At 39.7% G+C, this 24,072-nt stretch carries 18 protein-coding genes and 2 pseudogenes; 15 read left to right on the plus strand and 5 right to left on the minus strand.

The features are described from left to right. Nucleotides 1-50 precede the first annotated feature (50 nt). From pyrR to DTA23_RS11875, 3 genes are all read right to left on the minus strand, one after another. The gene (pyrR, locus tag DTA23_RS11865; RefSeq protein WP_112374861.1) at nt 51-614 is read right to left on the minus strand and encodes a bifunctional pyr operon transcriptional regulator/uracil phosphoribosyltransferase PyrR; all 564 of its coding nucleotides are present in this window, start codon (nt 612-614) and stop codon (nt 51-53) included. 246 nt (nt 615-860) lie between these two features. After that, complete coding sequence (locus DTA23_RS11870) at nt 861-2,261, minus strand: APC family permease (protein WP_236560287.1); 1,401 nt, start codon at nt 2,259-2,261, stop codon at nt 861-863. A 148-nt stretch (nt 2,262-2,409) separates the two neighbouring features. Continuing rightward, nucleotides 2,410-5,424 (minus strand): glycosyltransferase family 117 protein, encoded by a 3,015-nt coding sequence (locus tag DTA23_RS11875; RefSeq protein ID WP_112374862.1) that lies wholly within the window; start codon nt 5,422-5,424, stop codon nt 2,410-2,412. 810 nt (nt 5,425-6,234) lie between these two features. Between DTA23_RS11875 and DTA23_RS11895 the strand changes: the two are divergent. The 3 genes and pseudogenes from DTA23_RS11895 to pth all read left to right on the plus strand — a co-directional run bounded on the left by DTA23_RS11895 (nt 6,235) and on the right by pth (nt 8,881). Next, nucleotides 6,235-7,190: pseudogene (locus DTA23_RS11895) on the plus strand (ribose-phosphate pyrophosphokinase). 446 nt (nt 7,191-7,636) lie between these two features. Next, nucleotides 7,637-8,237 (plus strand): annotated as a pseudogene (locus DTA23_RS11900) (50S ribosomal protein L25/general stress protein Ctc). Nucleotides 8,238-8,317: 80 nt separating this feature from the next. Beyond that, nucleotides 8,318-8,881, plus strand: coding sequence for an aminoacyl-tRNA hydrolase (gene pth / locus DTA23_RS11905; RefSeq protein WP_070561240.1), 564 nt, complete (start codon nt 8,318-8,320; stop codon nt 8,879-8,881). A 68-nt stretch (nt 8,882-8,949) separates the two neighbouring features. Here pth and DTA23_RS11910 read toward each other — a convergent pair whose 3' ends face one another. Then, nucleotides 8,950-11,160 carry a M56 family metallopeptidase gene (locus DTA23_RS11910; RefSeq protein WP_112374863.1) on the minus strand — a complete coding sequence of 737 codons (2,211 nt, stop codon included), beginning with the start codon at nt 11,158-11,160 and terminating at the stop codon, nt 8,950-8,952. Nucleotides 11,161-11,164: 4 nt separating this feature from the next. After that, complete coding sequence (locus DTA23_RS11915; RefSeq protein WP_046672759.1) at nt 11,165-11,527, minus strand: BlaI/MecI/CopY family transcriptional regulator; 363 nt, start codon at nt 11,525-11,527, stop codon at nt 11,165-11,167. Nucleotides 11,528-11,862: 335 nt separating this feature from the next. Between DTA23_RS11915 and DTA23_RS11920 the strand changes: the two genes are divergently transcribed. The 12 genes from DTA23_RS11920 to DTA23_RS11970 all read left to right on the plus strand — a co-directional run bounded on the left by DTA23_RS11920 (nt 11,863) and on the right by DTA23_RS11970 (nt 23,986). After that, nucleotides 11,863-13,233, plus strand: a complete 1,371-nt coding sequence (locus DTA23_RS11920) for a hypothetical protein (RefSeq protein WP_112374864.1) — start codon at nt 11,863-11,865, stop codon at nt 13,231-13,233. Nucleotides 13,234-13,238: 5 nt separating this feature from the next. Further along, on the plus strand, nt 13,239-14,246 hold the full coding sequence (locus DTA23_RS11925) for an SPFH domain-containing protein (protein ID WP_112374865.1): 1,008 nt from the start codon (nt 13,239-13,241) through the stop codon (nt 14,244-14,246). A 126-nt stretch (nt 14,247-14,372) separates the two neighbouring features. After that, nucleotides 14,373-14,618, plus strand: coding sequence for a hypothetical protein (locus DTA23_RS11930; RefSeq protein ID WP_112374866.1), 246 nt, complete (start codon nt 14,373-14,375; stop codon nt 14,616-14,618). A 190-nt stretch (nt 14,619-14,808) separates the two neighbouring features. After that, nucleotides 14,809-16,095, plus strand: coding sequence for a citrate synthase (locus DTA23_RS11935; protein ID WP_046672763.1), 1,287 nt, complete (start codon nt 14,809-14,811; stop codon nt 16,093-16,095). A gap of 252 nt (nt 16,096-16,347) precedes the next feature. Next, nucleotides 16,348-16,719, plus strand: coding sequence for an NADH-quinone oxidoreductase subunit H (locus DTA23_RS30400; protein WP_370445097.1), 372 nt, complete (start codon nt 16,348-16,350; stop codon nt 16,717-16,719). After that, the gene (locus DTA23_RS11940; protein WP_370445099.1) at nt 16,683-17,420 is read left to right on the plus strand and encodes a complex I subunit 1/NuoH family protein; all 738 of its coding nucleotides are present in this window, start codon (nt 16,683-16,685) and stop codon (nt 17,418-17,420) included. The genes DTA23_RS30400 and DTA23_RS11940 overlap by 37 nt, the downstream gene beginning before the upstream one ends. A 3-nt stretch (nt 17,421-17,423) precedes the next feature. After that, a complete protein-coding gene (locus DTA23_RS11945) occupies nt 17,424-17,987 on the plus strand; it encodes a NuoI/complex I 23 kDa subunit family protein (protein ID WP_112374867.1) in 564 nt (187 codons plus the stop codon). Between the two features lie 3 nt (nt 17,988-17,990). Further along, on the plus strand, nt 17,991-18,533 hold the full coding sequence (locus tag DTA23_RS11950) for an NADH-quinone oxidoreductase subunit J family protein (RefSeq protein WP_112374868.1): 543 nt from the start codon (nt 17,991-17,993) through the stop codon (nt 18,531-18,533). Continuing rightward, entirely contained in the window at nt 18,530-18,838 is a 309-nt protein-coding gene (gene nuoK / locus DTA23_RS11955) for an NADH-quinone oxidoreductase subunit NuoK (protein WP_075994232.1), read from the plus strand. Before DTA23_RS11950 ends, nuoK begins: the two co-directional genes overlap by 4 nt. A gap of 3 nt (nt 18,839-18,841) precedes the next feature. Then, a complete protein-coding gene (locus DTA23_RS11960) occupies nt 18,842-20,896 on the plus strand; it encodes an NADH-quinone oxidoreductase subunit 5 family protein (protein ID WP_112374869.1) in 2,055 nt (684 codons plus the stop codon). Nucleotides 20,897-20,899: 3 nt separating this feature from the next. Continuing rightward, a complete protein-coding gene (locus DTA23_RS11965) occupies nt 20,900-22,501 on the plus strand; it encodes a complex I subunit 4 family protein (RefSeq protein ID WP_112374870.1) in 1,602 nt (533 codons plus the stop codon). 6 nt (nt 22,502-22,507) lie between these two features. Further along, nucleotides 22,508-23,986, plus strand: coding sequence for an NADH-quinone oxidoreductase subunit N (locus DTA23_RS11970; protein ID WP_112374871.1), 1,479 nt, complete (start codon nt 22,508-22,510; stop codon nt 23,984-23,986). Nucleotides 23,987-24,072 lie beyond the last annotated feature (86 nt).

The following is a 24,072-nucleotide window of genomic DNA, read 5'->3' on the forward strand; positions in this document are numbered from 1 at the left end:
CCTGTTTCCAAAGGTCAACAATAACCTTCAGTATCGTCATGACACCGCTATTAATCCCTAGCTGACGCCTTCTTTTCTGTAATCAAGATAATACTATCCTGATCCTCTGATTCTTTCCAGTTAACAATTACTTTTTGTGAATCAATAGAATCTACCTGTATTCCGATATAATCGGGCTGAATAGGGATCTGTCTAGAAAACCGGCGATCGACCAAAACAAGCAATTCTATTCTTCTTGCACGGCCAAATGCCTGCACAGCATCCATTGCCGCACGAATAGTACGTCCTGTCCATAAGACATCATCTATAAAGATCACCTCTTTACCTTCTACAATAAAATTGATATTTGTGCTATTTGCTAAGATTGGACCAGTATTCCCTTTCGTACGGAAGTCATCGCGATAAAAGGTAATATCCAAATCGCCAACTAAAATCTCTTTTCCGATCATTTGTTCAAGCTCTTTGACGATGCGTCTCGCTAAGAAAGTTCCTCGGGGTTGAATACCTATGACGACAGCATTTGAAAAATCACCGTGATTCTCAATCAATTGACGACATAGTCTTTGAATTGTGATTTGAAATTTTGGTCCGTCTAATAAAATCGACTGTTTCATTATGGGAATGTTTGAGCAAAGCTACACTTTTTTTAACAAAAACGAAGCCTTGAAGGGCAATTAATTTCAATATTTGCATCCAACTGGCACAATAACAAAAAGTGATTTAAACAAAGATTATCTTCCTTTCCGGGAAATTTACAAAGCCATTATTCCAGCACATTACCAGATTTTGAAGTTATATACAATACGCATTGCCAACCATTTACAGCAAATTCCATAACATCGAAATGCTATAGGTAGCGACTATTCATCTAGCTCGGCACGTTTATTATTCCGTGCAAAAAAATACACTGGTACACCGATTAATACAAGTATAAAGCCTGGCCAGGTATATTGTGGCTTATAGATAATTAATAATACACAAAATACGGTACCTATCAACAGGTACAAGATTGGTGTAATCGGAAAGAGGAAGGTTTTGTAGGAACGTTCCAAATCCGGTCTCCGGATACGTTGAATAATAACGCCCAGCACTGTAATCATATAGAATATAACAATAACAAAAGATATCATATCCAGTAAATTGCCATATTGTCCGCTCAGGCAAAGTAAGGAAGCCCAGATTCCCTGAAGCCATAACGATCGTGCGGGCACATCATATTTGTTATTGGGAATCGCCTGCTTCAGAAACAATCCATCTTTTGCCATGGTCTGAAAAACACGCGCTCCGGACAGCGCAAGTCCATTAACACAGCCAAAGGTCGAGATCATAACCAGAATCGCCATCGCTATCGTGCCCGTATGTCCTAATATTTTTTCAGCCGCCGCTATGGCAACACGATCATTTGCCGCAAAAGCAATTTCCTCTCTATTTAATGCCGCTAGGTAAATGTAATTACAGCTTATATAGAGCAACATCACCAAGCTCGTCCCGATAACCAATGCCCGAACAACATTACGCTGCGGATTGACAATCTCTCCGGAAACAAACGTTACATTTTCCCAGGCCACACTACTAAATACCGAACCTACCATTGCAGCAGCTAATGCCCCCATCAGTACGCCCCCCGAGATCTGCGACCAGCCAGCACCTTTCAAATTTTGAAAAGAATCCCAGCCATAAGCCATATTTTCTGAAAAATGATTTTCCTTAATCAAGAACAGACCGCCTAAAATCAGTAAAACCAGCGCAATGATTTTTGCTGAAGTAAAGAAAGATTGAACAGCTTTTCCACTCTTGATCCCTCTTGTATTGATAAAGGTCAGGAGAATAATAACACCCATAGCGACAATCTGTATCCAGGTAATCTTAAACTCTCCACGCTGAAATAGCGGCGCTGCATCATTTAACTGCGGAATAAGGTAGGCTGTAAACTTACCAAAGGCTACAGCTACAGCTGCTATCGTTCCCGTTTGAATAACTGTAAATAAACTCCAGCCATATAAAAAGCCAATTGGCTTCCCAAATATTTCTGTCAGATAGGTATATTGTCCCCCAGCCTTCGGATACATAGACGACAATTCGCCATAGCAGATTGCCGCCGCAACAGTTGCTAATGCGGTCAATAACCAAACTATCGCCAACCAATATCCGGATCCCAGCTGCCGCATCATATCACTCGATACAATAAAAATACCGCTTCCGATCATCGACCCCATGACCAGCATAACTGCATCCCACAATTTTAATTGACGTTTCATCATAACTTAAGGTTGGTTTTATATGGTGTTAAGCTAAGAAAAAATAATCAAAAAAAAGCCGCCCTTTCCTACATCGCATCAAAAAGTGTTTTTCCTTTCGAATACCTGTAGTAAAGGGCAGCTCCTTCGGTTAAAATGATGTCTCTAATTGTTACTCAACACCATACTGTTGTTTATACGATTTTTCTAAATCGGTCACTTGCTGTAGCAATTGTTTTTCCGAGGTAGAGGCCAAGATACTCTTATAGGCACCCAAAGCACGTAATGCTGTACCTATATTTGAATATTCCAGCTCAGGCTTCGTTTGTGCAATATCCTGATACCAACGCATGTTTTGGGTCATAAACTTCAGATTACGGTTTACGATTTCATTTGCACGCTTCGTTTCACCAGTTTCATACAACACATTGACAATTGGAATATAGCCTAAAATATCACGCATCAAATAAACACGTTTTGGCATTTTCTCAAAGGTTTCAACAGCGACTTTACGCGCCTCATCCTTATGACCTTCCATCATCAACTGTGTCGCTGTACCGCCCATTACCGTATTTGTAATCATGGTAATCATGCGGTAAGATTCAGGATCCAGGTAAGAAGCATGTGCCATATTACCCCATTGGTATTTCGTAGTAATGTCTTTATAAGCAGACTGTGTATCAACCAATGTACCTTCCGCCCCGGCAGGAGTTGCAATCGGCATTAAACGCAGTGCAAAGCCCTCTTGGACCAGATATTTATCTAAACCAAGGTAGTTATCATTTGGAACTGTTGCCGCAAAATAAATTGGACGTTTCCAATCGTTATTCAACAATACGTTTAAGATTGATAATTCTGCCCTAGAGATATAATTTCTATTGTAGGTCCAGCTCATGGTATCGACAATAGATTCTTGCCAAGCTTTAGGAACGACATTATTTTTCAGAACAGATTCTTTATTCACCGGAAGGCTAAAGTTTTTGGTTGGCAAGAAGTTTTCAAACTTACCACCTCTCAATTCCAATTTGTTCTTCTGGTCGTCAGACAATAAAATCTGCATGATCAAATCCAGATCCACATGTCCGGGAACCTTCATATCCTGATAATAAAGCACTTCTCGAACGCCTTTTTTGAATTTTTCGTCATCGATATTGATCGGTAAACCTTCGGCCTGATTCACTTTTTGCTTCATCTGGCGCATATACCAGTCCGAACTCAATAAACTTAAGTTCACCACGCGTACATCTGGACGATAATTTTCAACTTCCTGTACATACCACAAAGGATAGGTATCATTATCGCCGTAAGTAAATAAAATCGCATTCGGTGCACAAGATGCTAAATAGTTTTTCGCTAAATCACGTGCAGTTGTTTTCTCCGAACGATCGTGATCATCCCAGTTTTGGAAGCCCAGCAATACCGGAGCACCCAATAAACAAGCAACTGTAGCAGCACCGGCCGCTACTTTACCATCCACTTTTTTGCTTAAATAATCCGCGATAGCGAAAACCCCAAGCCCGATCCAGATGGCAAAGGCATAAAAAGAACCTGCATACGCATAGTCACGTTCCCGCGGTTGAAGCGGACTTTGATTTAAATATAAAACAATTGCTAATCCTGTAAAGAAAAACAACAACCCCACAATTCCCGCATCACGTTGTCTCTTTCCAAAATGCCAAAAGGCACCGATTAGACCGATGATCAAAGGCAAGAAATAATATTTGTTATTCGAAGGATCAGTCTTCAATGAATCTGGAATGGCATTTTGTCCACCGACATGCATTTGGTCTACAGGTTTAGCACCTGAAATCCAATTACCTTCTGTGAATGATCCTTGACCTTGTTGGTCATTCTGACGGCCTGCAAAATTCCATAAGAAATAACGTCCGTACATGTGTCCAATCTGATAACTGAAAAAGAATTTCAGGTTATCGCCAAAAGTCGGCGACTGTCCTTCCGGGATTTTTAAGTAATCACGATAATATTCAATATGTCCCTGATCTCGTGAACTGTAGACACGCGGAAAAAACATGGTTTTATCGTATTTATAATCCATGCCGTTCTCCACTTTTGTATACTTGTCCTTGTCTTTTCTGTACGTATACGTCGGCTCGGCATCAACTACCTGCGCATCAAATGTAGGTCCGTTTAAAAGAGGCTCACTTGCATATTGCTCACGACCAAGATAACTTACAAAAGAAAATGCATTATCTGGATCACTGTTATTTAACGTCGGATTTGCTTTTGCACGTACCATAATCATGGCAAAAGAGCTATAACCAAAAATGATAAATGCTGCACTGATCAAGATCAGATTTAGCATCGGTTTGACCTTTTTGATTGAATACCAGATACCATATACGAAAAGAGCCACCGCTAAAATCATGAATAAGTTAAATCCAGTACCGAAGCCCATTCCCAGACTATTCACAAAGAACAGGTCAAAATAGGCTGCCGCTTTAACGGTGTATTGAATGATACCCCATAAAATGAGCGCCAAAACAACGACACCGATCAAGAAAGCTTTGATGGCTCCTGATGACGTGACTGTTTTCGAACGTTTAAAATAGATCACCAAAGCTATTGCCGGGATCACCAAAAGGTTCAATAAGTGAACACCTATAGAAAGCCCCATCACGTAAGCGATAAAGATCAACCAACGATCTGAACCAGCTTCATCGGCGTGGTTTTCCCATTTTAGAATTCCCCAAAATACAACCGCCGTACATAAAGAAGACATGGCATATACTTCGGACTCTACCGCTGAGAACCAAAAGGTATCCGTAAATGCATAAGCCAATGCACCAACAGCGCCCGAGCCGAATATTTTGATTAAATCGGTTGATGTATATGATCCATCAACACCCTTTACAACGATTTTCTTTGCTAAAGCTGTAATTGTCCAAAATAAAAACAAAATGGTCAGACCACTACATACCGCCGATCCTACATTCATCCAGAACGCAATTCGTGTAACATCTCCACCGGCAAGGTTTGAGAATATATTTTGAATCATTAAGAATAAAGGTGCTCCTGGCTGGTGCACAATTTGAAGTTTAAAGGCTGAAGCGATAAACTCGCCACAGTCCCACCAGCTCGTCGATCGTTCGGCAGTCATGACATACGCTAATGTTGCTATTAGCGCACATATCCATCCTAAAAGATTGTTGATTTTAGTATAGTTCATAAAATGATAACTGTAAAAAGTATTATAATACGGCTCGAAAATAAGGATAAGTTAATAAGAAATGAACTTTATTCTGATTTTTTAACACATATTAATTGAAAAAATTTCATTACGCGATCTAATATTGGCGACAAAGAAAGCACGTCCAAGTATACTTGTACACTTTACAACGTGTTGATGGGATCTCCTTACCGAAAAAAAAGGTTAGCACACTGAATTTTCAGGAGCAAACAAAAATTATTTCTTTGAAAATCAGCCCTAATACACTTTTGAGTTCATTTTTATTTGCAGAAATAAGAATAGTCCGTATATTTGCATCATCAAATGTGAACGACATCATCACGATAGCAATCACTTTTGAATTGTTTGTCCGATAGTATAAGGGTAGTACAACAGTTTTTGGTTCTGTTTGTCTTGGTTCGAATCCAGGTCGGACAACAAACAATAGAAAAGGCTTGCAAATGCAAGCCTTTTCTGCGTTATATGCAAGGCTTATTATTTATAAAAGGGTTTAGATTTTTTTAAATTTACATTTTGATTTTTAAAACAAATCTCTATCTTTGCGTCGTCAAAAAGAGAAAAGCGGAAACGTTGACTTTTTAGAGACATTGTCCGATAGTATAAGGGTAGTACGACAGTTTTTGGTTCTGTTTGTCTTGGTTCGAATCCAGGTCGGACAACTTTTAAAGTTAAGGTATATGGATTGTGAAAACAATCCATTTTTTTTAATGTTTAACTTTAAAAAACAGTAAGGGAATAAAAATATTGAATAAACGACAATACAATAACCCAACATAAATATACAAAACCATGCCTTTGCAATTCAACACGGTTAAACTATTTGCAGGTTCTGGCACTACAGAACTAGCCGAAAAAATCGCACAATCTTACGGGAAACCACTAGGAGACAAAACATTATCGCGTTTAGCGACGGTGAGATTCAACCATTCTACAATGAATCAGTTCGCGGAAGTGATGTATTCATCATCCAATCTACCAACCAACCTACCGACAATCTTTTTGAATTATTATTGATGACAGATGCAGCGAAGAGAGCTTCAGCGCATTATATCACAGCGGTAGTCCCTTACTTTGGTTTCGCAAGACAAGATCGAAAAGACAAACCAAGAGTTGCTATTGGCGCAAAAATGATCGCCAATCTGTTGACTGCAGCTGGTATCCACCGTATCATGACAATGGACCTACACGCAGCACAAATCCAAGGTTTTTTCGATATCCCTGTTGACCATTTGGATGGTTCTATCATTTTTGTCCCTTACATCAAATCGTTAAAACTTCCGAACCTAACGATTGCTTCCCCAGATATGGGTGGCTCATACAGAGCGCGTACCTTTGCTAAATTTTTCAATGCAGAAGTTATTATCTGTGACAAACGTCGTAAACGTGCAAACGAAATCGAATCGATGTCTATCATCGGTGACGTAACAGGTCAGGACGTTGTTTTGATCGATGACATCTGTGATACTGCTGGTACACTTTCAAAAGCAGCAGCACTTATCATGGAAAATGGTGCAAAATCCGTAAGAGCCGTTTGTACACATGCAGTGTTATCCGGAAAGGCATATGAAACAATTGAAAACTCGGTATTGTCAGAAATGATCGTAACAGATACCATTCAATTGGATCCAGAAAAAGCAAAACAATCGACTAAAATTAAAGTATTATCAACGGCTGATTTATTTGCAAAAGCAATCACCAGTGTAAATCAACACTCTTCAATCTCTGATTTATTTGAAGTAGAATAATCTTTGCGTTTTAGATCCTAGATATTGGACCTTGGTACAGAAAAGCATTCAGCTCAGTGGCCAAGGTCTTTTTTTTTATAGCTTTTTTATCTCGTACACAAGTTAACAATTGATTTATCTCAATTCCTATATTAGCAGGGGATTTAAAGGGGGATTACAAGGGGATAACAGGGAAATAACAGGGGGTTAATAGGGGTAAACCCCTATTAACCCCCTGTTATTTCCCTGTTAAACGAGCTCTATACCGGTTTTTAAATATAAGGGTTGATATTAATTTGATCATATATTAGGCTAAACCAAGTAGCGTTGAATAGGTCTGTTCATAGACATGGAAAGATTAAGGACCTTGAATAAGTGCCTGTTCTCGAACCAATAACAATCGTATTTTTTTGATAATATCAGAAATTAGATTATCTTTGCACCTCAAATTTATAAAAAATTAAAAGATGAAATCAATTGCTATTAGCGGTTCTGTAAGACAGAACGTAGGGAAAAAGAGATGCAAAAGAATTGCGTTACCAAGGTTTAGTACCAGCAGTACTTTACGGTGGTACAGAGCAAAACAGCTCTTTCTGTATCCGCAGCTGATTTGAAACCAGTTCTTTACACTGCAGACGTAATCATTGTTGAATTAAACATTGACGGTCAAACTAAAAGAGCTATCGTTCAAGACGCACAATTCCACCCATTAACTGATTTAGTTACACACGTTGACTTTTTAGAATTATTTGATGATAAAGAAGTATCATTGAATATCCCTATCAAATTAACAGGAACTTCTCCAGGTGTTAAAATGGGGGGTAAATTAGTTCAAAAATTACGTAATTTACGCGTAAAAGCATTACCAGCAAACTTGCCACAAAGAAATTGCCGTACCAATGGAATCTTTAGAAGTTGGTAAATCAGTTCGTGTAGGTCAAATTCAATTGGAAAACGCAAAAAGTATTGAACAATGCTGATGATACAATCGTATCAGTAATCATGTCTCGTGCATTGCGTCAAGCTGAACAAGAAGCTGCTAAAGCATCTAAAGGTGGTAAAAAATAATCTGAGCAAGATTTTAAAATACTACAGAAAGCACCGAAATTCGGTGCTTTTTTTGTTTATTAAATTTCTATTTTTGCAGCATGAATTATCTTATCGTTGGATTAGGCAACATTGGCAGTGAATATGCCGATACACGACATAATATTGGTTTTATGGTTGCCGACGAGCTGGTTAAACAGGCTGGCGCCAGTTTCTCCTTGCTCAAGTTGGCCTACTATAGCGAATTTAAGCAACGGGGGCACAATGTTACTGTGATTAAACCTACAACTTACATGAACCTAAGTGGCAAGGCCGTCAACTACTACATGCAACAATGCAAAGTTCCAATTCAGAATGTATTGGTGATTGTAGATGATCTGGCCATTCCATTTGGCTCGCTACGCATGAAACCCAAAGGAAGCAGCGCCGGTCATAACGGACTTAAATCCATAGAACAGCTTTGTGGCGGACAGGTTTATCCGCGCTTACGTTTCGGTATTGGCGATAATTACCCAAAAGGTAGACAAGTCGATTATGTACTAGGTCCTTTTGACAAAGAGGAACAAGCTGAACTACCGGCTTTAATTGACCATTCTGTTAAAATGATCCAGAGTTTTATCAATATCGGCATCGAGCTGACGATGACAAATCTGAATACAAAATAAGTCAGAAAAAGCCGAATATATCGGCTTTTTCCTGTGTAACTCTTGTGCTTTTATTGTATCGACCTTGTCTATTTCTTAATCGCTTCACCTTGTTCCTTCCCCAACTCAGTCTTAATTACTTTTCTCACTTTTCCCGATAGACGGTCCTTTACATCAGAAGATATTTCAGGGTGTTCCTTTACATAAGACTTGGTGTTCACAATGATGACGCCATTATCCGCCTGATCACCATATAGTGCAGTAGCATTTTGATCTTTTAAGATCGTAATGTTATCAATTGTATTCGGATCCAAATCTTTGATTTTTTTGTCTGCGGCAATTTCTCCGTCGACAACAAATAGTGGATTGCCCTTAGCTCCATGAACTCTGCGAAATTTAATATTACGGGCAGCGACTTTTCCAGATCCATCATCTGTCAATCGGATGATATTTCCAGGGATTCCCTGCGCTCGGCCCTTGAGCTCGGGTTCGTTCGCATCTTCTTTTTTATAACCCATTACAACAACTTCCGAGAGGTTTCCATTCACCTTCATCTTGTCAACGTTACCTGCATCTTCTTTTTTATCATAAGTAAAAGTAAGGGTCTGATTTGTGATCTTTGGTGAACCATTTTTCTTCAACTTAACAAGAATAACTCCGTTCTTCCCTTTTTCACCATATATTGATGCAGCATTATTTTTAATCACATCAATCGATTGGATTTCCGTCCCCGGAATGGCAGACATAATGGTTGAATTAACTTCCTTTCCTTCCACAATATAAAGCGGTTCACTTCTAGGGTCTGCATTGGCACGAACCTCTATCCCAATAGTATTTCCTTTCAATCTAGTCGCGTCTTTACCAATATGAGCTCCTTCTTTCAATTCCACTTCAAGGATGCCATCTTTCCCAACATCTTCACCATACTTATCAATAGCAGCCTTACCCTGTAATACCGAGACTGACGCTATAGCATTTGGATCGATATCATCTACAGTAAACGTTTTTTCCTGCACAATACCATTCATAACACAGCGCAATTTCTTTTGCGCTATATCCGAATGTTGTTGCATCTCGACAGTATTGGCCAAAACTGCTCCGCCAGCAATATCAATTGAAGACTTCGTCCGATACTTGATCAGATCACTATCATTCGAAAACCAGTACTTTGCCAGTTTTCCTTCAGGAATAGCCAAAAACTCTGCTTTAGAGACCAATTTATTATCCACAAAATACTTTTGATCTTTAGAGAAATCAATAGCGGATCTCTTGATTTCCGTAAAATCTTTTGTCTCCACTTGATGTGCTTTAGCCAAAGTATCCGTTAACGAAGTAGCCTTCATATTTGATTGATCTGTCTGAGATCTTAAATCAACTGTTGGCAACGGAATAGGTAATACAGTTTCATTTGCCTTCTCAACGACCCCCTCAATACTACCCTCCGCTTTACTTACTGTAAATGCTGCTCCCGTCAACAAAAATATGGGTAAAAGAAAGGCGTATTTACTAAGCTCTATTTTCGATGATCGCTTCTTGTTCATCATCATAATACGACGTTTTAAAAGTTTAAAATTAAATTGATTGCTCAATCCTACTGAAGTGCCCTTTTTGGACACATTCAATAGGCTGTATTGGTACGTCTGCTTGTCAATTCCTTTATCGAGAACCTGTTGATCAGTCAAGAACTCCAAATTTTGGCGAATGGCCCTGCGCATGAGCCAGACGAAAGGATTGTACCAACAACACACCAATATCATTTCAAACAATAAAATATCCAAACTGTGAAGGCCTTTCACATGAATATCCTCATGCTTAAAAATATCTTTTAGCTCAGCATCCAGATGCTGGTCTTTGTTGACATAGATTTTATTCAAAAACGAAAACGGAACAATAGGAATCAGTACATTCCGAAATAGATACGTCCGCCATTGATCGGACCTCGAATTCAGATGAATTCGCAATAAACTCAATAATTGAAATACAAATTTTAATAACAATAAAACAGCACCGGCCATAAATATGATTTCCACCAACCTCCCTAATGTCAGCTGCTGTTGAACCTCCGGTTCCATCATATAAAGCGAAATTTGCTCGCCTACGACCCCCATATTCAATCCGCGCTGTACAAACAAAGACTTTAAATCCAAAAATGGATACAGGAAAGCAAATAGCCCCCCTACTAAGAAGTAGGCTCTATTTAAAAAATAGAATGTCAAGCCTTTCAACAGTCCGATATATCCCAGATAGATAATACCCAACAACAGATTGACTTGTATAATATAGGTTAGTAGACTTTCCATGCGATTAAGATTTATTATGCTTAATCATGTCCATAATCTCCTTTAACTCATCGGCGGTCAGTTTTTCTTCCTGTACAAAAAAGGAAACCATTTCCTTATAGGAATTTTTGAAATAATCGCCCACAAAGGAATTCATAAACTTAGCCTTATAATCTTCCTCACTCACCATCGGCTCATAGCGTTTGGCATTGGCGTAGCGTACTGCCTTCACAAAAGCCTTGCGCTCCAGATTTTTTACTGTCGAAGCCAAAGTCGTATAAGGCATCTTCTCACCTTTTACATTATCCAAGATCTCTTTTATAAAACCTCCATTGAGGCTCCAAATCGATTGCATTGCCTGCTCTTCCTGTGCTGTTAATTTTTCCATATCTTTATCTTCCTTTTTCTAATCCACTACTAATCTACGAATAATTCGTAAATACCAAAAATATTTTTTATTGCCTTTGTGATCTTCACGCAAATAGGGACTTTGTAACCCCTTAAAAAAAAGAAATAGCTCATTTCCTGCGCATTTAAACTCAAATCCGACGAATATAAGTTAGCTGGCAAAAAATTTGTTATACGTTTATTTTAATTCTAAATTCATTCATAAATCGCTTCATCAATGGAAAAAACAGGAGTTTTCGCTGTGTGAAATTGATAGCAATCAGTCGCACCGTTCACTCCAAAAGGAGATGGTTTAAACAAATACAAGAAAGATAAATGGCCAAAAATATCAAAGCGATCAAATGTCCGCATTGTGGTAGTATAAAAATCACCACACTACGCCCCGATTATTACAAATGCGATAGTTGTGGAACAGAATTTTTTCTGGATAGTGATGACATCAATATCAACCACAACTATAACTACCCACGCAACAACCAAGATCAATATAAAGCAATACGGATTGTATTATTTGCTGTTGTGGGCTTTATTGCGCTGATGTTTGTCATTGGAGCCCTAAGTGCTCTATTTTCCAAAAAGCCAGCGTCTAATTATTCAACTTACAGCACTTCCAATACAGCAGAGAAAAAAGAAGAAGCCCAACCGCTGGAATGGAATTACGCAAGTAACACGCTATTTTTGGATAAAGATAATACGCCACATATCGTCGTCGTCGGTAATGTCGGAACCTTCAGGGGGCGAATGGACGAAGGCAAGGACAATAAGGTTTATATTGGGCTCTTCGACCCAAAAACTGGTAAGAAAGAATGGGTTAAGACTTTGATGGAAACTCCCGTCGAACTGTCGAGCAGCGACGTCAAACTTCAGGTATTTGAAGATCAGCATCTTTATATCATCGTCAAATCCAAATATATTTATCAGCTGGACAGAAATACACTCACTTATAAAAGTGTTCTAGAGAACTATGTAAAAGATGCTCCATCTTTAAGCACAGGCATCGCTAAAGTTGAATTTAAATACGAAGACTATGGCTCTGCCTATCAGATTGTCAACAATGAAGGACAAAACCTAGCTTATTACCCCTTAATTAACAAATCTATTCCCGATAAACAACTGTACGATGAAAGAAGGAAAAAGCTGCCCAACCCAACAACAAAAACGGAATTCACCTTTTCAAGTAAATCAAGTTATTACCCAGAAGAAAAAATTCAGTTAATCCAGTACAGCTACCAATATCAATATGGATTTCCCAAAGATAGCCCACGCTTTTCCTGGGATAAGGATTACGGCGGATCAGGTATTTTTACCGACCGCGATCCATACAAAAAGGTCTTGATAAATCCATGGCAATTTAAAGGAGCCCGTCTGATCAGTTTCAAAGACTTTACACCGGGCAGACTTTACTTCCAGCCCGTAGTGGTTGCTCAAAATGACAAAACACTTCTCATTGCGTATAAGCCGACACCTGCTGAGGACGACCCCTTACAGATCCAGTTGCTGGATATAACAACGGGGGCCATACAAAAAACGATCAGCACAGACCTAAAGTCCATTTATGGAAATGGATGCCTGTTAAAGGATGGTTTTATTGTAAAAGACGGGAGCAATTATTATTATTTTGATAATAATGGCAAACAAATCAACAAGTTTGAAGGGTATAACCCCAAATTCGACACACTAAATTAAACACTATGGGACTATTTAATCTTTTTAACAACCAGCTTTCTGAGGTCATTGAGTGGAAAAACCAGGATCCCCGAATATTATGGTATAAATTTCCATCTGAAAGGAATGAGATCAAAAATTCCAGTAAGCTGATCCTTGCTCCAGGGCAGGGCTGCATCCTCGTCTACGAAGGAAAAGGTGAAAACTTGCTGACCGAGGCAGGCACATACAATCTGAAAACGGACAACCATCCATTCTTTACTACTTTAGCACGTTTGCGGCAAAATTTTGAATCAGAACATAAGCTCTACATTTACTTTTTCCGTACAGCCGCTATTGTCAATCAATCTTGGGGAACGGGAACACCTATTAAATATATCGACCCCCATTACAATTTACCGATAGAAATCGGCTTGAATGGTACGTTCTCTTACCTCATCAAGGAACCTGTACATTTCTATAAAAACATTGTGGCGAATCAAAATACGGTTAACACAGCTGTTATTCAAGACATCATCAATAATCGGATCCCCCAACAAATTATCGCGCAGATTGCACAAAAGAAACTGGGTTACAATGAGATTGACAGTCAACTGGGATTACTTTCCAACGACATCAAGACCGCGGTTACACAAGACTTTAATGACCTTGGTCTCGACATTACGGATTTCAAAATCCTAGGAACTCAATTTGATGCCAATACACAACGAAGAATTGGAGAAATCGCCGATTTAAGCACACAAAATCAAGCAGCGCTACAGGCAGGTCTGAGCTATGTTGAATTAGAAAAATTACGGGCACTACGCGACGCAGCTAAAAATGAAGGCGGAATTGCTGGTGTAGGTGCACAACTGGGAGTCGGTATGGAACTCGGAAAGCAATTCGACCTTCAAAAAGAGGAGATCAAAGATCATATTCAGCAAGAGGGTGACTTTGTCGAGAAACTCCAAAAGCTACAGCTGCTGCTTCGTGAGAATATCATTACCCAAGAAGAATTCGACACATTAAAAAAACAGATTCTCAATAAAATCTAGTGTATTACGGGAGATTCAACCTTAAAAGTGATAGCTATCCCATGAGATATTTTAAAATGTAAATCGGTACGATTCAGCTCAATATACTGAGGTCAATCCATTCACAACCCATAAATTAATTCAGCTATGAAATATATATTCGGCATATTATTCACCCTGGTGATCCTTTTCGTTGCCACCTATTTCCTTTTGGGACTTTGGGGTATTAAGCTATTGGAGGCGGAAAACTTCAGCAAAATATTGTGGACTACAGGAATTCTGACACTAACGTCCATTATTCTGGTTTGTTTTGTCATACTACCTTTTTTCGGATCGGGCAAACACGGCAACTACGAAGACAATGGAAAGGTTGCGCAACGAAAAATAGATTGATATTTTTGCAGAATAAGATAATGTTAAATTTGAATAAATTATTTGCTTATTTAAGTAAATAATTCGTGAATATTATCCAAAATGACGCAGTCATGTCATTTTAATTCCAAAAGAACTTTCAATTTTAAATATCAAATAGTTAAATTTGTGAGATTAGCATAACAAATCAGATATAAGATAATATATAAACATGTCAGATAAAGCATCTATAAATTTAGACGGCACTTCGTATGACCTTCCGGTCATTGTCGGTACTGAAAATGAAAAAGCAGTTGATATTTCGAAATTAAGAGATCTAAGCGGATTTATTACGTTAGACCCAGGATACAAAAATACAGGTGCAACGAAAAGTGCGATTACTTTCCTTGACGGTGAAAAAGGCATATTGAGATATAGAGGATATCCAATTGAACAATTGGCAGAGAAATCGACTTTCTTGGAAGTTGCTTATTTGTTGATTTATGGAGAACTTCCCAAAAAAGAGGTATTGGAAAAATTCAGAGCTGACATCAAAAAGCAAATGATGATTCACGAAGACATGAAAAACTTCTTCGCTGGATTCCCATCCAAATCTCACCCAATGGGCCAACTTTCGTGTTTAGTAGGCGCATTATCGGCATTTTACCCAGAATCTTTAAATCCTAACTTAACTGACGAAGAAGAGGATCAAACGATCATCAATCTTTTGGCAAAAATGCCAACGATCGTTTCCTGGATTCAAAAGAAATCATTGGGTCATCCTGTCGTTTATCCAAAAAACAACCTTGGTTACATTGACAACTTCCTAAACATGCTGTTTGGAGAAGTGAATGATGAAAAAACATTCGATCCTGTGGTGATTGACGCCATGCACAAATTGTTGATTTTACATGCTGATCATGAGCAAAACTGTTCAACATCTACTGTTCGCATCGTTGGTTCATCCAATGCAAACCTTTATGCATCTGTTGCATCGGGTATCAATGCATTATGGGGACCATTACATGGTGGTGCAAACCAAGCTGTAATCGAGATGTTGGAGGCCATTAAAAATGATGGTGGTGATGCTGAAAAATATCTTGCTAAAGCAAAAGACAAAAACGACCCTTTCCGTCTGATGGGATTCGGTCACCGCGTTTACAAAAACTTCGACCCTCGTGCTAAGATCATCAAAAAAGCATGTGATGACATCTTGGAAAAATTAGGCGTTCAAGATCCGGTATTGGATATCGCTAAAAGACTCGAAGAAGCAGCATTGAATGACCAATACTTCATCGACAGAAAACTTTATCCGAATGTTGACTTCTATTCAGGTATCATCTACCGCGCATTAGGTTTCAAAGCAGATATGTTTACCGTATTATTTGCTTTAGGCCGTCTACCAGGATGGATTGCACAATGGAAAGAAATGCGTGAAAACAAAGAGCCTATCGGTCGTCCTAGACAAGTATACGTTGGCCACACAGAACGCGACTACGTTGAATTTTCAAATCGCTAATCCGATTTCGATTTATATCCTTAAAAAGCATCCCTCGGGGATGCTTTTTTTATTTCTACCCCAACCAACATGGAGAACTTTACAGCTGTCCGAAACCACCCACTCGAACACTATCGGATGCACCGTCGTTACGTTATTGTCACGATAATCTACTTGTTAAGTATATTTTAATTTTTCCTTATCTAAATTCCCTGTTTTTCGTTAAGTTTGCGTATTCATTGGTCTCTTATTAAAAATCATTATAAATAAGACTTGTTAGAAACAATACTACATATCTTGGTTCCCATTGCTATTTTCACTTTTATAGCAGCCTTTACCTTATTTGCAGTATATGCCGAGCGTAAGATCGCGGGATTTGTACAAGATCGTCTAGGACCGATGGAAACAGGAAAGTATGGCAGTCTCCAAACGATTGCCGACATTCTCAAATTATTACAAAAAGAATTAATTACCCCCTCATCGGCCGATAAAATACTCTTTAGAGTTGCTCCTATCGTTATTTTCGTTGCTGTATTTACAGGTTTTGCCGTTATTCCTGGGCCAAAGATTTTATCCCTGCGGATACACATACAGGCTTGTTCTTTATTATGGCCATCATCTCCATTGATGCTTTGGGTATTTTAATGGCAGGTTGGGGATCTAACAACAAATATTCTTTATTGGGTTCCATGCGTGCCATTGCACAGATGGTATCCTATGAAATACCGGTAGGCCTTTCGCTGATTACGGTCGTTATGCTGACCCAGACCCTAAATTTGAATGAAATCGCCATTGGACAAGGAGTCCTAACTAATGGAAGCATTAAATTCTTAGGTTTTTGGGAAGTCAATGAGATCGGAGGCCTCTTCGCCTGGAACATCTTTCAGGCTCCACATTTGATTATCACCTACATCATATTCTTTATTGCTACCCTTGCCGAGTGTAATCGTGCTCCCTTTGATATCCCGGAAGCCGAATCTGAATTGGTCGGAGGCTTTCATACGGAGTACGGCGGGATACAATTTGCCTTTATCTTTTTGGCGGAGTATGCCATGATGTTTTTGGTATCGATGTTGGGAGTTGTTCTCTTCTTAGGCGCTTGGAATACACCATTACCAAACATAGGTGCAATACGCTTGGCCGATTGGACCACAGGTTTAGTGTGGGGAATATTTTGGACATTAGCCAAATCATTATTTATTGTTGGTATCCAAATGTGGATTCGATGGACATTACCACGGTTACGTGCAGACCAGCTGATGAGTTTATGTTGGAAAGTATTGACACCGCTGGCTTTTCTTTGTATGGCCATCTCTGCAATTTGGCGAATTTTAGTTATAGCATAGGATATGATATTTAAAACGGCTTCGCATGCATTTCGTACGGCAATCAAGGGTTTATCTTTGACTGTTAAGCACTTGTTTGGTGCCCGGCGTTCGCGAACGGAATTGAATATCAAGAAAGACAATTACTTTGATCAACAGGAAGGTATTGTCACGGTACAGTATCCGCGTGAAAAAATGCCTATCCCCGAAGTTGCCCGCTATCAATTACAAGTCGATATCGATGACTGTATTGTCTGTGACCTATGCGCAAAGGCTTGTCCCGTCGACTGCATCGAAATCGAAGCTATCAAATCACCGGAAGCGATTGGAAAAACCTCAGATGGTAGCGTTAAAAGACTATACCCGGCCAAATTCAACATCGATATGGCCAAATGTATGTATTGTGGACTATGCACTGTCGTATGTCCGACGGAATGTATTACCATGACCAACGAATATGACCGCAGCTCGCAAAAACTGACTGACCTTATCTATGGATTTTCAGATATGACCGATAGCGAGGTCGCACAACGAAAAGCAGAATGGACCAAGTTTCAAGCTGAAAAGGAGGCAGCAAAGCAAAAATAAAAGATGGAAAGTATTTTATTCTACGCCTTTGCCACCCTAGCAATCGGTTCAGCACTTTTACTTGTCAATCTGAAAAATATTGCACGTGCATTGTTCCTGTTTTTTATTGTGCTATTTGCGATGGCAGGACTCTACTTATTTGCTTTAGCTGATTTTGTGGCTATTACACAAATTATGGTCTATGTTGGAGGTGTACTCATCCTGATGTTGTTTGCCTTTATGCTCTCCAACAAAGAACTTTTGAAAGATCTTCAAGATAGCAGCGGTTCCTTCTTAAGCATGCCCACATGGCAAACTATTCCAGTGGTATGTGGTTTCCTGTTCCTGATGATATACGGCATTATTGAATGGCAACAAGCCCCACCTACGTGGATTTTACAAGCTAGAGAAAATAATACCGAGATTGTCGCAACAGACAACAATATTCATCAAATTGGATTGCGTTTTATGACTTTTTATGTATTGCCATTTGAAATTATATCCGTGTTTTTGATGATGGCCTTGATAGGAGCATCACATTTATCCAGAAAGGAGCGTACGATATGATTACACTGACCCATTTTTTAGTTGTCAGTGCCTGCATCTTTTGCATTGGTCTTTATACCGTTCTTTCCAAGAAAAATGCAATTATGATTTTGGTCGGTATTGAGTTGATGATCAATGCCGCTATCCTGAACTTTGTGGCCTTTGGAAAATACGATAAACTGAGTTATGGTGGGCAAATTTTCGCATTATTTGCCATCGTTCTTGCAGCGGCCGCAGTCGCCGTTGGATTGGCTATCGTATTAAATGTCTATCGGCATTACAAAACCATTAATCCGGATGAGATAAACCAATTAAAAGACAAGTAAACATTGGATCAATTTGTTCACATATCGCCCCTTCTGACCGCGCTGCTTACCTTGGTGGCACCATTAGTGGCATTCCTATATCAAGCAATAGCAGGCAAACGCGATCAGTCGGGCCTAGTTTCTCTCACGGCTATCATCCTCAGTTTTATCGCTGGAGGGTTGACCTGGTTCTCCATATGGAATAATCCGGCGGTATCAATTCAAGTAAGCTGGTTCACTATTGGTGAAACATCATTTAAAGTTGGTATCCTGCTGAACAATTTGAGCACGTTGATGCTTTTTTTGGTACCGACCGTTGCCCTACCTGTACATATATATTCCAGAGCCTATATGCAGGACGATTCAGGTATTCACCGCTATTGGATGTATCTCAGCTTATTCTGTTTTGCGATGTTGGGATTGGTTATTATGGACAGCCTCCTATTGATGTATGTTTTTTGGGAATTAGTCGGTTTTGCATCGTATCTCCTCATCGGCTTCTGGTTCACACGTGAAACAGCTGTACAAGCCAATAAAAAAGCATTTTTGGTCAATCGCATCGGCGACCTCGGTTTTCTAATTGGGCTTGCGATCCTATTTACACAGTTCAAAACCCTCAATTTAATCGATCTCTTTGGAGACAATGGCTTAATTTATCAATCCACAATCGCCCAAGGATTATGGATATCTCCAGTCAATAGCTTACCTCAGATTTGGCTTACCATTGCAGGCTTAGCCTTCTTCTTGGCAGCGATGGCTAAATCTGCACAATTTCCATTACATGTATGGCTTCCTGATGCGATGGAAGGCCCTACATCAGTATCCTCGTTGATTCACGCTGCGACCATGGTTGCTGCCGGTGTATTTCTGCTGGCAACTGTATTTCCATTATTTAATGAATCTGCCTTATTATTTATTGCCATCATCGGTACAATAACCGCTGCTTTGGCCGCATACTTCGCGCTTGGCCAATACGACATCAAACGTATTCTTGCTTTTTCGACCATATCGCAGCTTGGTTTTATGATGGTTGGCATTGGCATTGGAACATGGGATGCTGCTTTATTTCATCTGACTACGCATGCTTTCTTTAAGTGCCTGTTGTTTCTTTCAGCAGGAGCTGTCATTCATGAAATGGACCATCTCAAAGCACATAGCCAATTGGACTTTGATCCGCAGGATTTACGGAATATGGGCGGGCTACGTCAATATATGCCAAAAACCTTCGTGCTGATGTGTATAGCTTCGCTAGCACTTGCAGGATTCCCTTTGACTTCAGGTTATCTATCCAAAGACAGTATCGTCATCTCTTCCTTTGAATGGGCTCTTTCAAAAGGTAACTTATACCTTATCATCCCCGCGATTTTAATTCTAGTAAGTATTTTAACGGCTTTCTACATCGGTCGTCTGCTCTTTAAAGCCTTTTTTGGAGAGTTCAGACTGTTGAAACAGCTTCAGGGCAAACTACTGGATCATCCACTACATGAAGCCCCAAAGACCATGTTGATCCCCATGTTTGTTTTGGGACTATTCTGCTTATTTCCACTGTTTTCTTTCAATCCGTTTTCGTATCACGATTCCTGGTTGATGGACGGCCTTTTATTGGATGAATATGCTTTTGCACCAAGCCATAGTGCACACCTTATTATCCCTGCAATACTGCTCCTTGGTTCGGTTATTGGCTGGATCATCGGCTGGAAATGGTATGTACAAAATAAATACCCGTTAAACCCCGCTAGCCAGGCATTAAAAGCCGCTTTCAACCAGGGTTATATCAACGAATTTTACCAAGCAGTCTTTGTGAATGGCATATTAAAATTAGCGCAGTTCTGTTATTGGTTTGATCGTCACATCGTTGACGCTTTCGTTTCTTTGATTCAGTTTATCGTCTTATCCCTCTCACAGCTAAGTGTGTGGATAGATAAATATATTGTAGATGGTTTTGTTAATACGGTTGCTACTGTAGCCTATTGGACAGGCAATCAAGTTCGCTTGGTCCAAAATGGAAAGATACAGACAGCATTGTATTCCGTCTTTTTATTAGTTTTACTTGGTTTAATTTATCTTATATTCTTTTAGGAAATGCCTATTCTATCCTTATTGATATTTTTACCGCTATTGGCTACGGCGCTCATTCTCGCCTTACCAACACGCTATAAATCGAGTTACAAATATATTGCTTTAGCATTCACAGCAATACAATTTGTACTGGCCGGAATATGTTATGCACAATTTGATGCAAGCAAAACAGGAGTCCAAGATCTGGCGGGCTATCAATTTGTTGAACAGCTTTCCTGGATCCGGTTAGATTTAGGATCAATAGGAAAACTAGAGATTGATTATCTTATTGGTATTGACGGGATCTCCATGCCCTTGTTATTGCTGAGTGCATTCGTTATGCTGATGGCTATAGGTGCCTCCTGGAATATTCAGAAAAGTCCGAAGGGATATTTTGCCTTGCTCATGGTACTTAATATGGCCGTTATGGGGATTTTCTGCGCATTGGATTTCTTCCTATTCTATTTGTTTTATGAAGTCATGTTACTGCCACTCTACTTCTTGATCGGTATCTGGGGTGGCGCAAGACGCGAATATGCAGCTATAAAATTCTTTTTATATACCCTATTCGGGTCTGTATTTATGTTGTTGATTATCGTCGGATTGTATTTTTCAGTAATCAACCCCTTGACTGGAGCACATACCTTCAACATGATCTATATGATGAATCCACAGAATTATCTTGAGGGTTCTATTTTCGGCTGGGAAGGTTATCAGGAGATTTTGGGCATTTCCGCTCGTCTGGTCGGTTTCATTGTGCTCTTTTTTGCCTTTGCTATTAAAGTACCCATTGTTCCGCTACATACTTGGCTACCGGATGCGCACGTTGAAGCGCCAACACCAGTATCTATTATTCTTGCCGGTATTCTCCTGAAAATTGGTGGTTACGGTATCATCCGTATCTGTTACAGCATCTTTCCCGATATGGCAGCCTTATCCAATTGGTGGCTTGGGTTAATCGGTGTTGTTTCCATTATTTATGGTGCTTTGAATGCCCTATCGCAAAAAGACTTGAAACGAATGATTGCTTATTCATCGGTTTCACATATGGGTTTTGTGCTGCTTGGTGTTGCATCGCTGACTGCAGAAGGTATTTCTGGCGCCATGTTTCAGATGATTTCGCATGGATTTTTATCCGCGGCACTCTTTTTCCTTGTTGGTGTGGTCTATGACCGTGTACACGACAGAAATATCTATAGTTTCCGTGGCTTAGCTCAGATTATGCCCAAATACACAGGTTATGTCGCTGTCGCATTTTTTGCTTCCCTAGGCCTTCCCGGCTTTTCAGCCTTTATTGGCGAAGCCTTTGTCATTATCGGTTCCTTCAATGCCGCGAGTATAGGAACTGGATTACCGCGCTGGATGGCACTGGCGGGATCCATAGGTATCCTATTAAGTGCAGCCTATTTACTTTGGACACTGCAACGCATGTTCTTTGGACAAATTCGCTTAAAAGGCGGAGACTCCTGGAGTAATGCTCTGACAGACTTAAATATACGCGAACAAGTGATCTTATTTCCTACCCTAGCGCTCGCGCTATTACTTGGAATTATGCCGGCATTGGTATTTAACAACCTAAACGCCAGTGTTCTGAATCTCGTGAGTTTTATCCAACAATTTATCTAATTCAGCATGCTCGCATTCAGTCCATATATCAGTTCTTTCATCGATCAGATTATCGTAAGCGTTCCTTATTTTAAGCCCGAACTGACATTGATCGTCACTTTTATTGGTACTATCCTCGCTAGTCTTTTTATTGACAGACACTGGAAGAATACCTCTTTTGTCATCACCCTCGTTGGCTTATTGCTCAGTGGTTGTTACCTTGTGGGCCAGGGACTCAGTAAGGTCGAGGCAACAGGCTTCTTTGATATGATCCATATTGATGCATTTGCTGTAGCTGCACGTTTGATTATGCTGTTGTCGACAATGCTCATCTGTATCTTCATCCAACAACGCCAGCAAGACCGTCCCTTAGGCGACCTATACGCCGTGCTATTGACCGCAACCCTTGGCCTGAACCTGCTGACGATGACGAGTAACTGGCTGATGATCTTTATCGCTGTGGAGACTGTTTCGATCAGCTCCTATATTATGGTTGGCTATTTTTCTTCCACAAAGGTTCAATCGGAAGCTGCTTTAAAATATGTTCTGTTCGGATCCATTTGTGCTGCCGTTATGCTCTATGGCTTGTCTTTACTATACGGTTTCACGGGAAACCTGAATTTTGACGCACCAAGCCACATTGCTGGCTTGATGGAAGCACCCCAGATCATGATCAGCATTGCTTTATTATTTTTGCTGACAGGTATTGGTTTCAAACTGAGTTTTTTTCCCTTTCACGTCTGGAGTCCTGATGTTTACCAAGGTGCCCCAACAATGGTTACCACCTATCTTGCAACTGTACCTAAAATTGCGGTCGTTGTTCTTTTGTCCAAGATATTCTCCGCATGGCTCAATGTCTCATTTTATTTCAGCGATTTTCTGACTTATGTGATTATTGCGATCGCCATCGCAACCATGCTGATTGGTAATTTAGCCGCTTTGCGTCAACAGGATACCAAAAGGATGATGGCCTACTCTTCCATTGGGCATACGGGTATACTCCTTATGGCTGTATTGGTTTATCAAAATAAGGAATCAAATGTGCTCTTATTTTACCTTTCCATATACGCGCTGATGAATATTGCTGTATTTATCTTCATTGATGCCTTGGAAGCTAGTTTAGGAAATACCACGATTGAATCTTATCGTGGCTTAGGAAAGCAATTTCCCTTATTGTTTACTTCCTTTTCGATTGTTTTAATCGCTTTGGTCGGCCTACCTCCTACTGCGGGTTTTGTAGGGAAACTTTTGGTCTTTTCCAAAGTATTCGAGCAATACCAAAACTTCCAATCCTTTAGTTTGCTGGCATTACTCCTAGTGGGTGCATTGACATCTGTCATCTCCCTATTTTATTATTTTAAGATACCACTGAATGCGTTTCTAAGGGAAAATACGGGATCTCCAGCGGTTAAATTCAATACGCTGCTCTTATGTATTGGAATCTTATGTACCGTCGCGGTGTTGATCTTAGGTATCTTTCCCGATTTATTACTTTCGGCATTCTAGAAAACAGGAAACTTCTTTCATTTTAATAAGTTTATCGTCCAATTCATTCCCTTAATGTCTGCGTTGAATAGTAAGAATAACTCCAT

Origin of the sequence: Sphingobacterium multivorum (genome assembly GCF_900457465.1) — a bacterium.
GTDB classification, from domain to species: Bacteria; Bacteroidota; Bacteroidia; order Sphingobacteriales; family Sphingobacteriaceae; genus Sphingobacterium; species Sphingobacterium multivorum.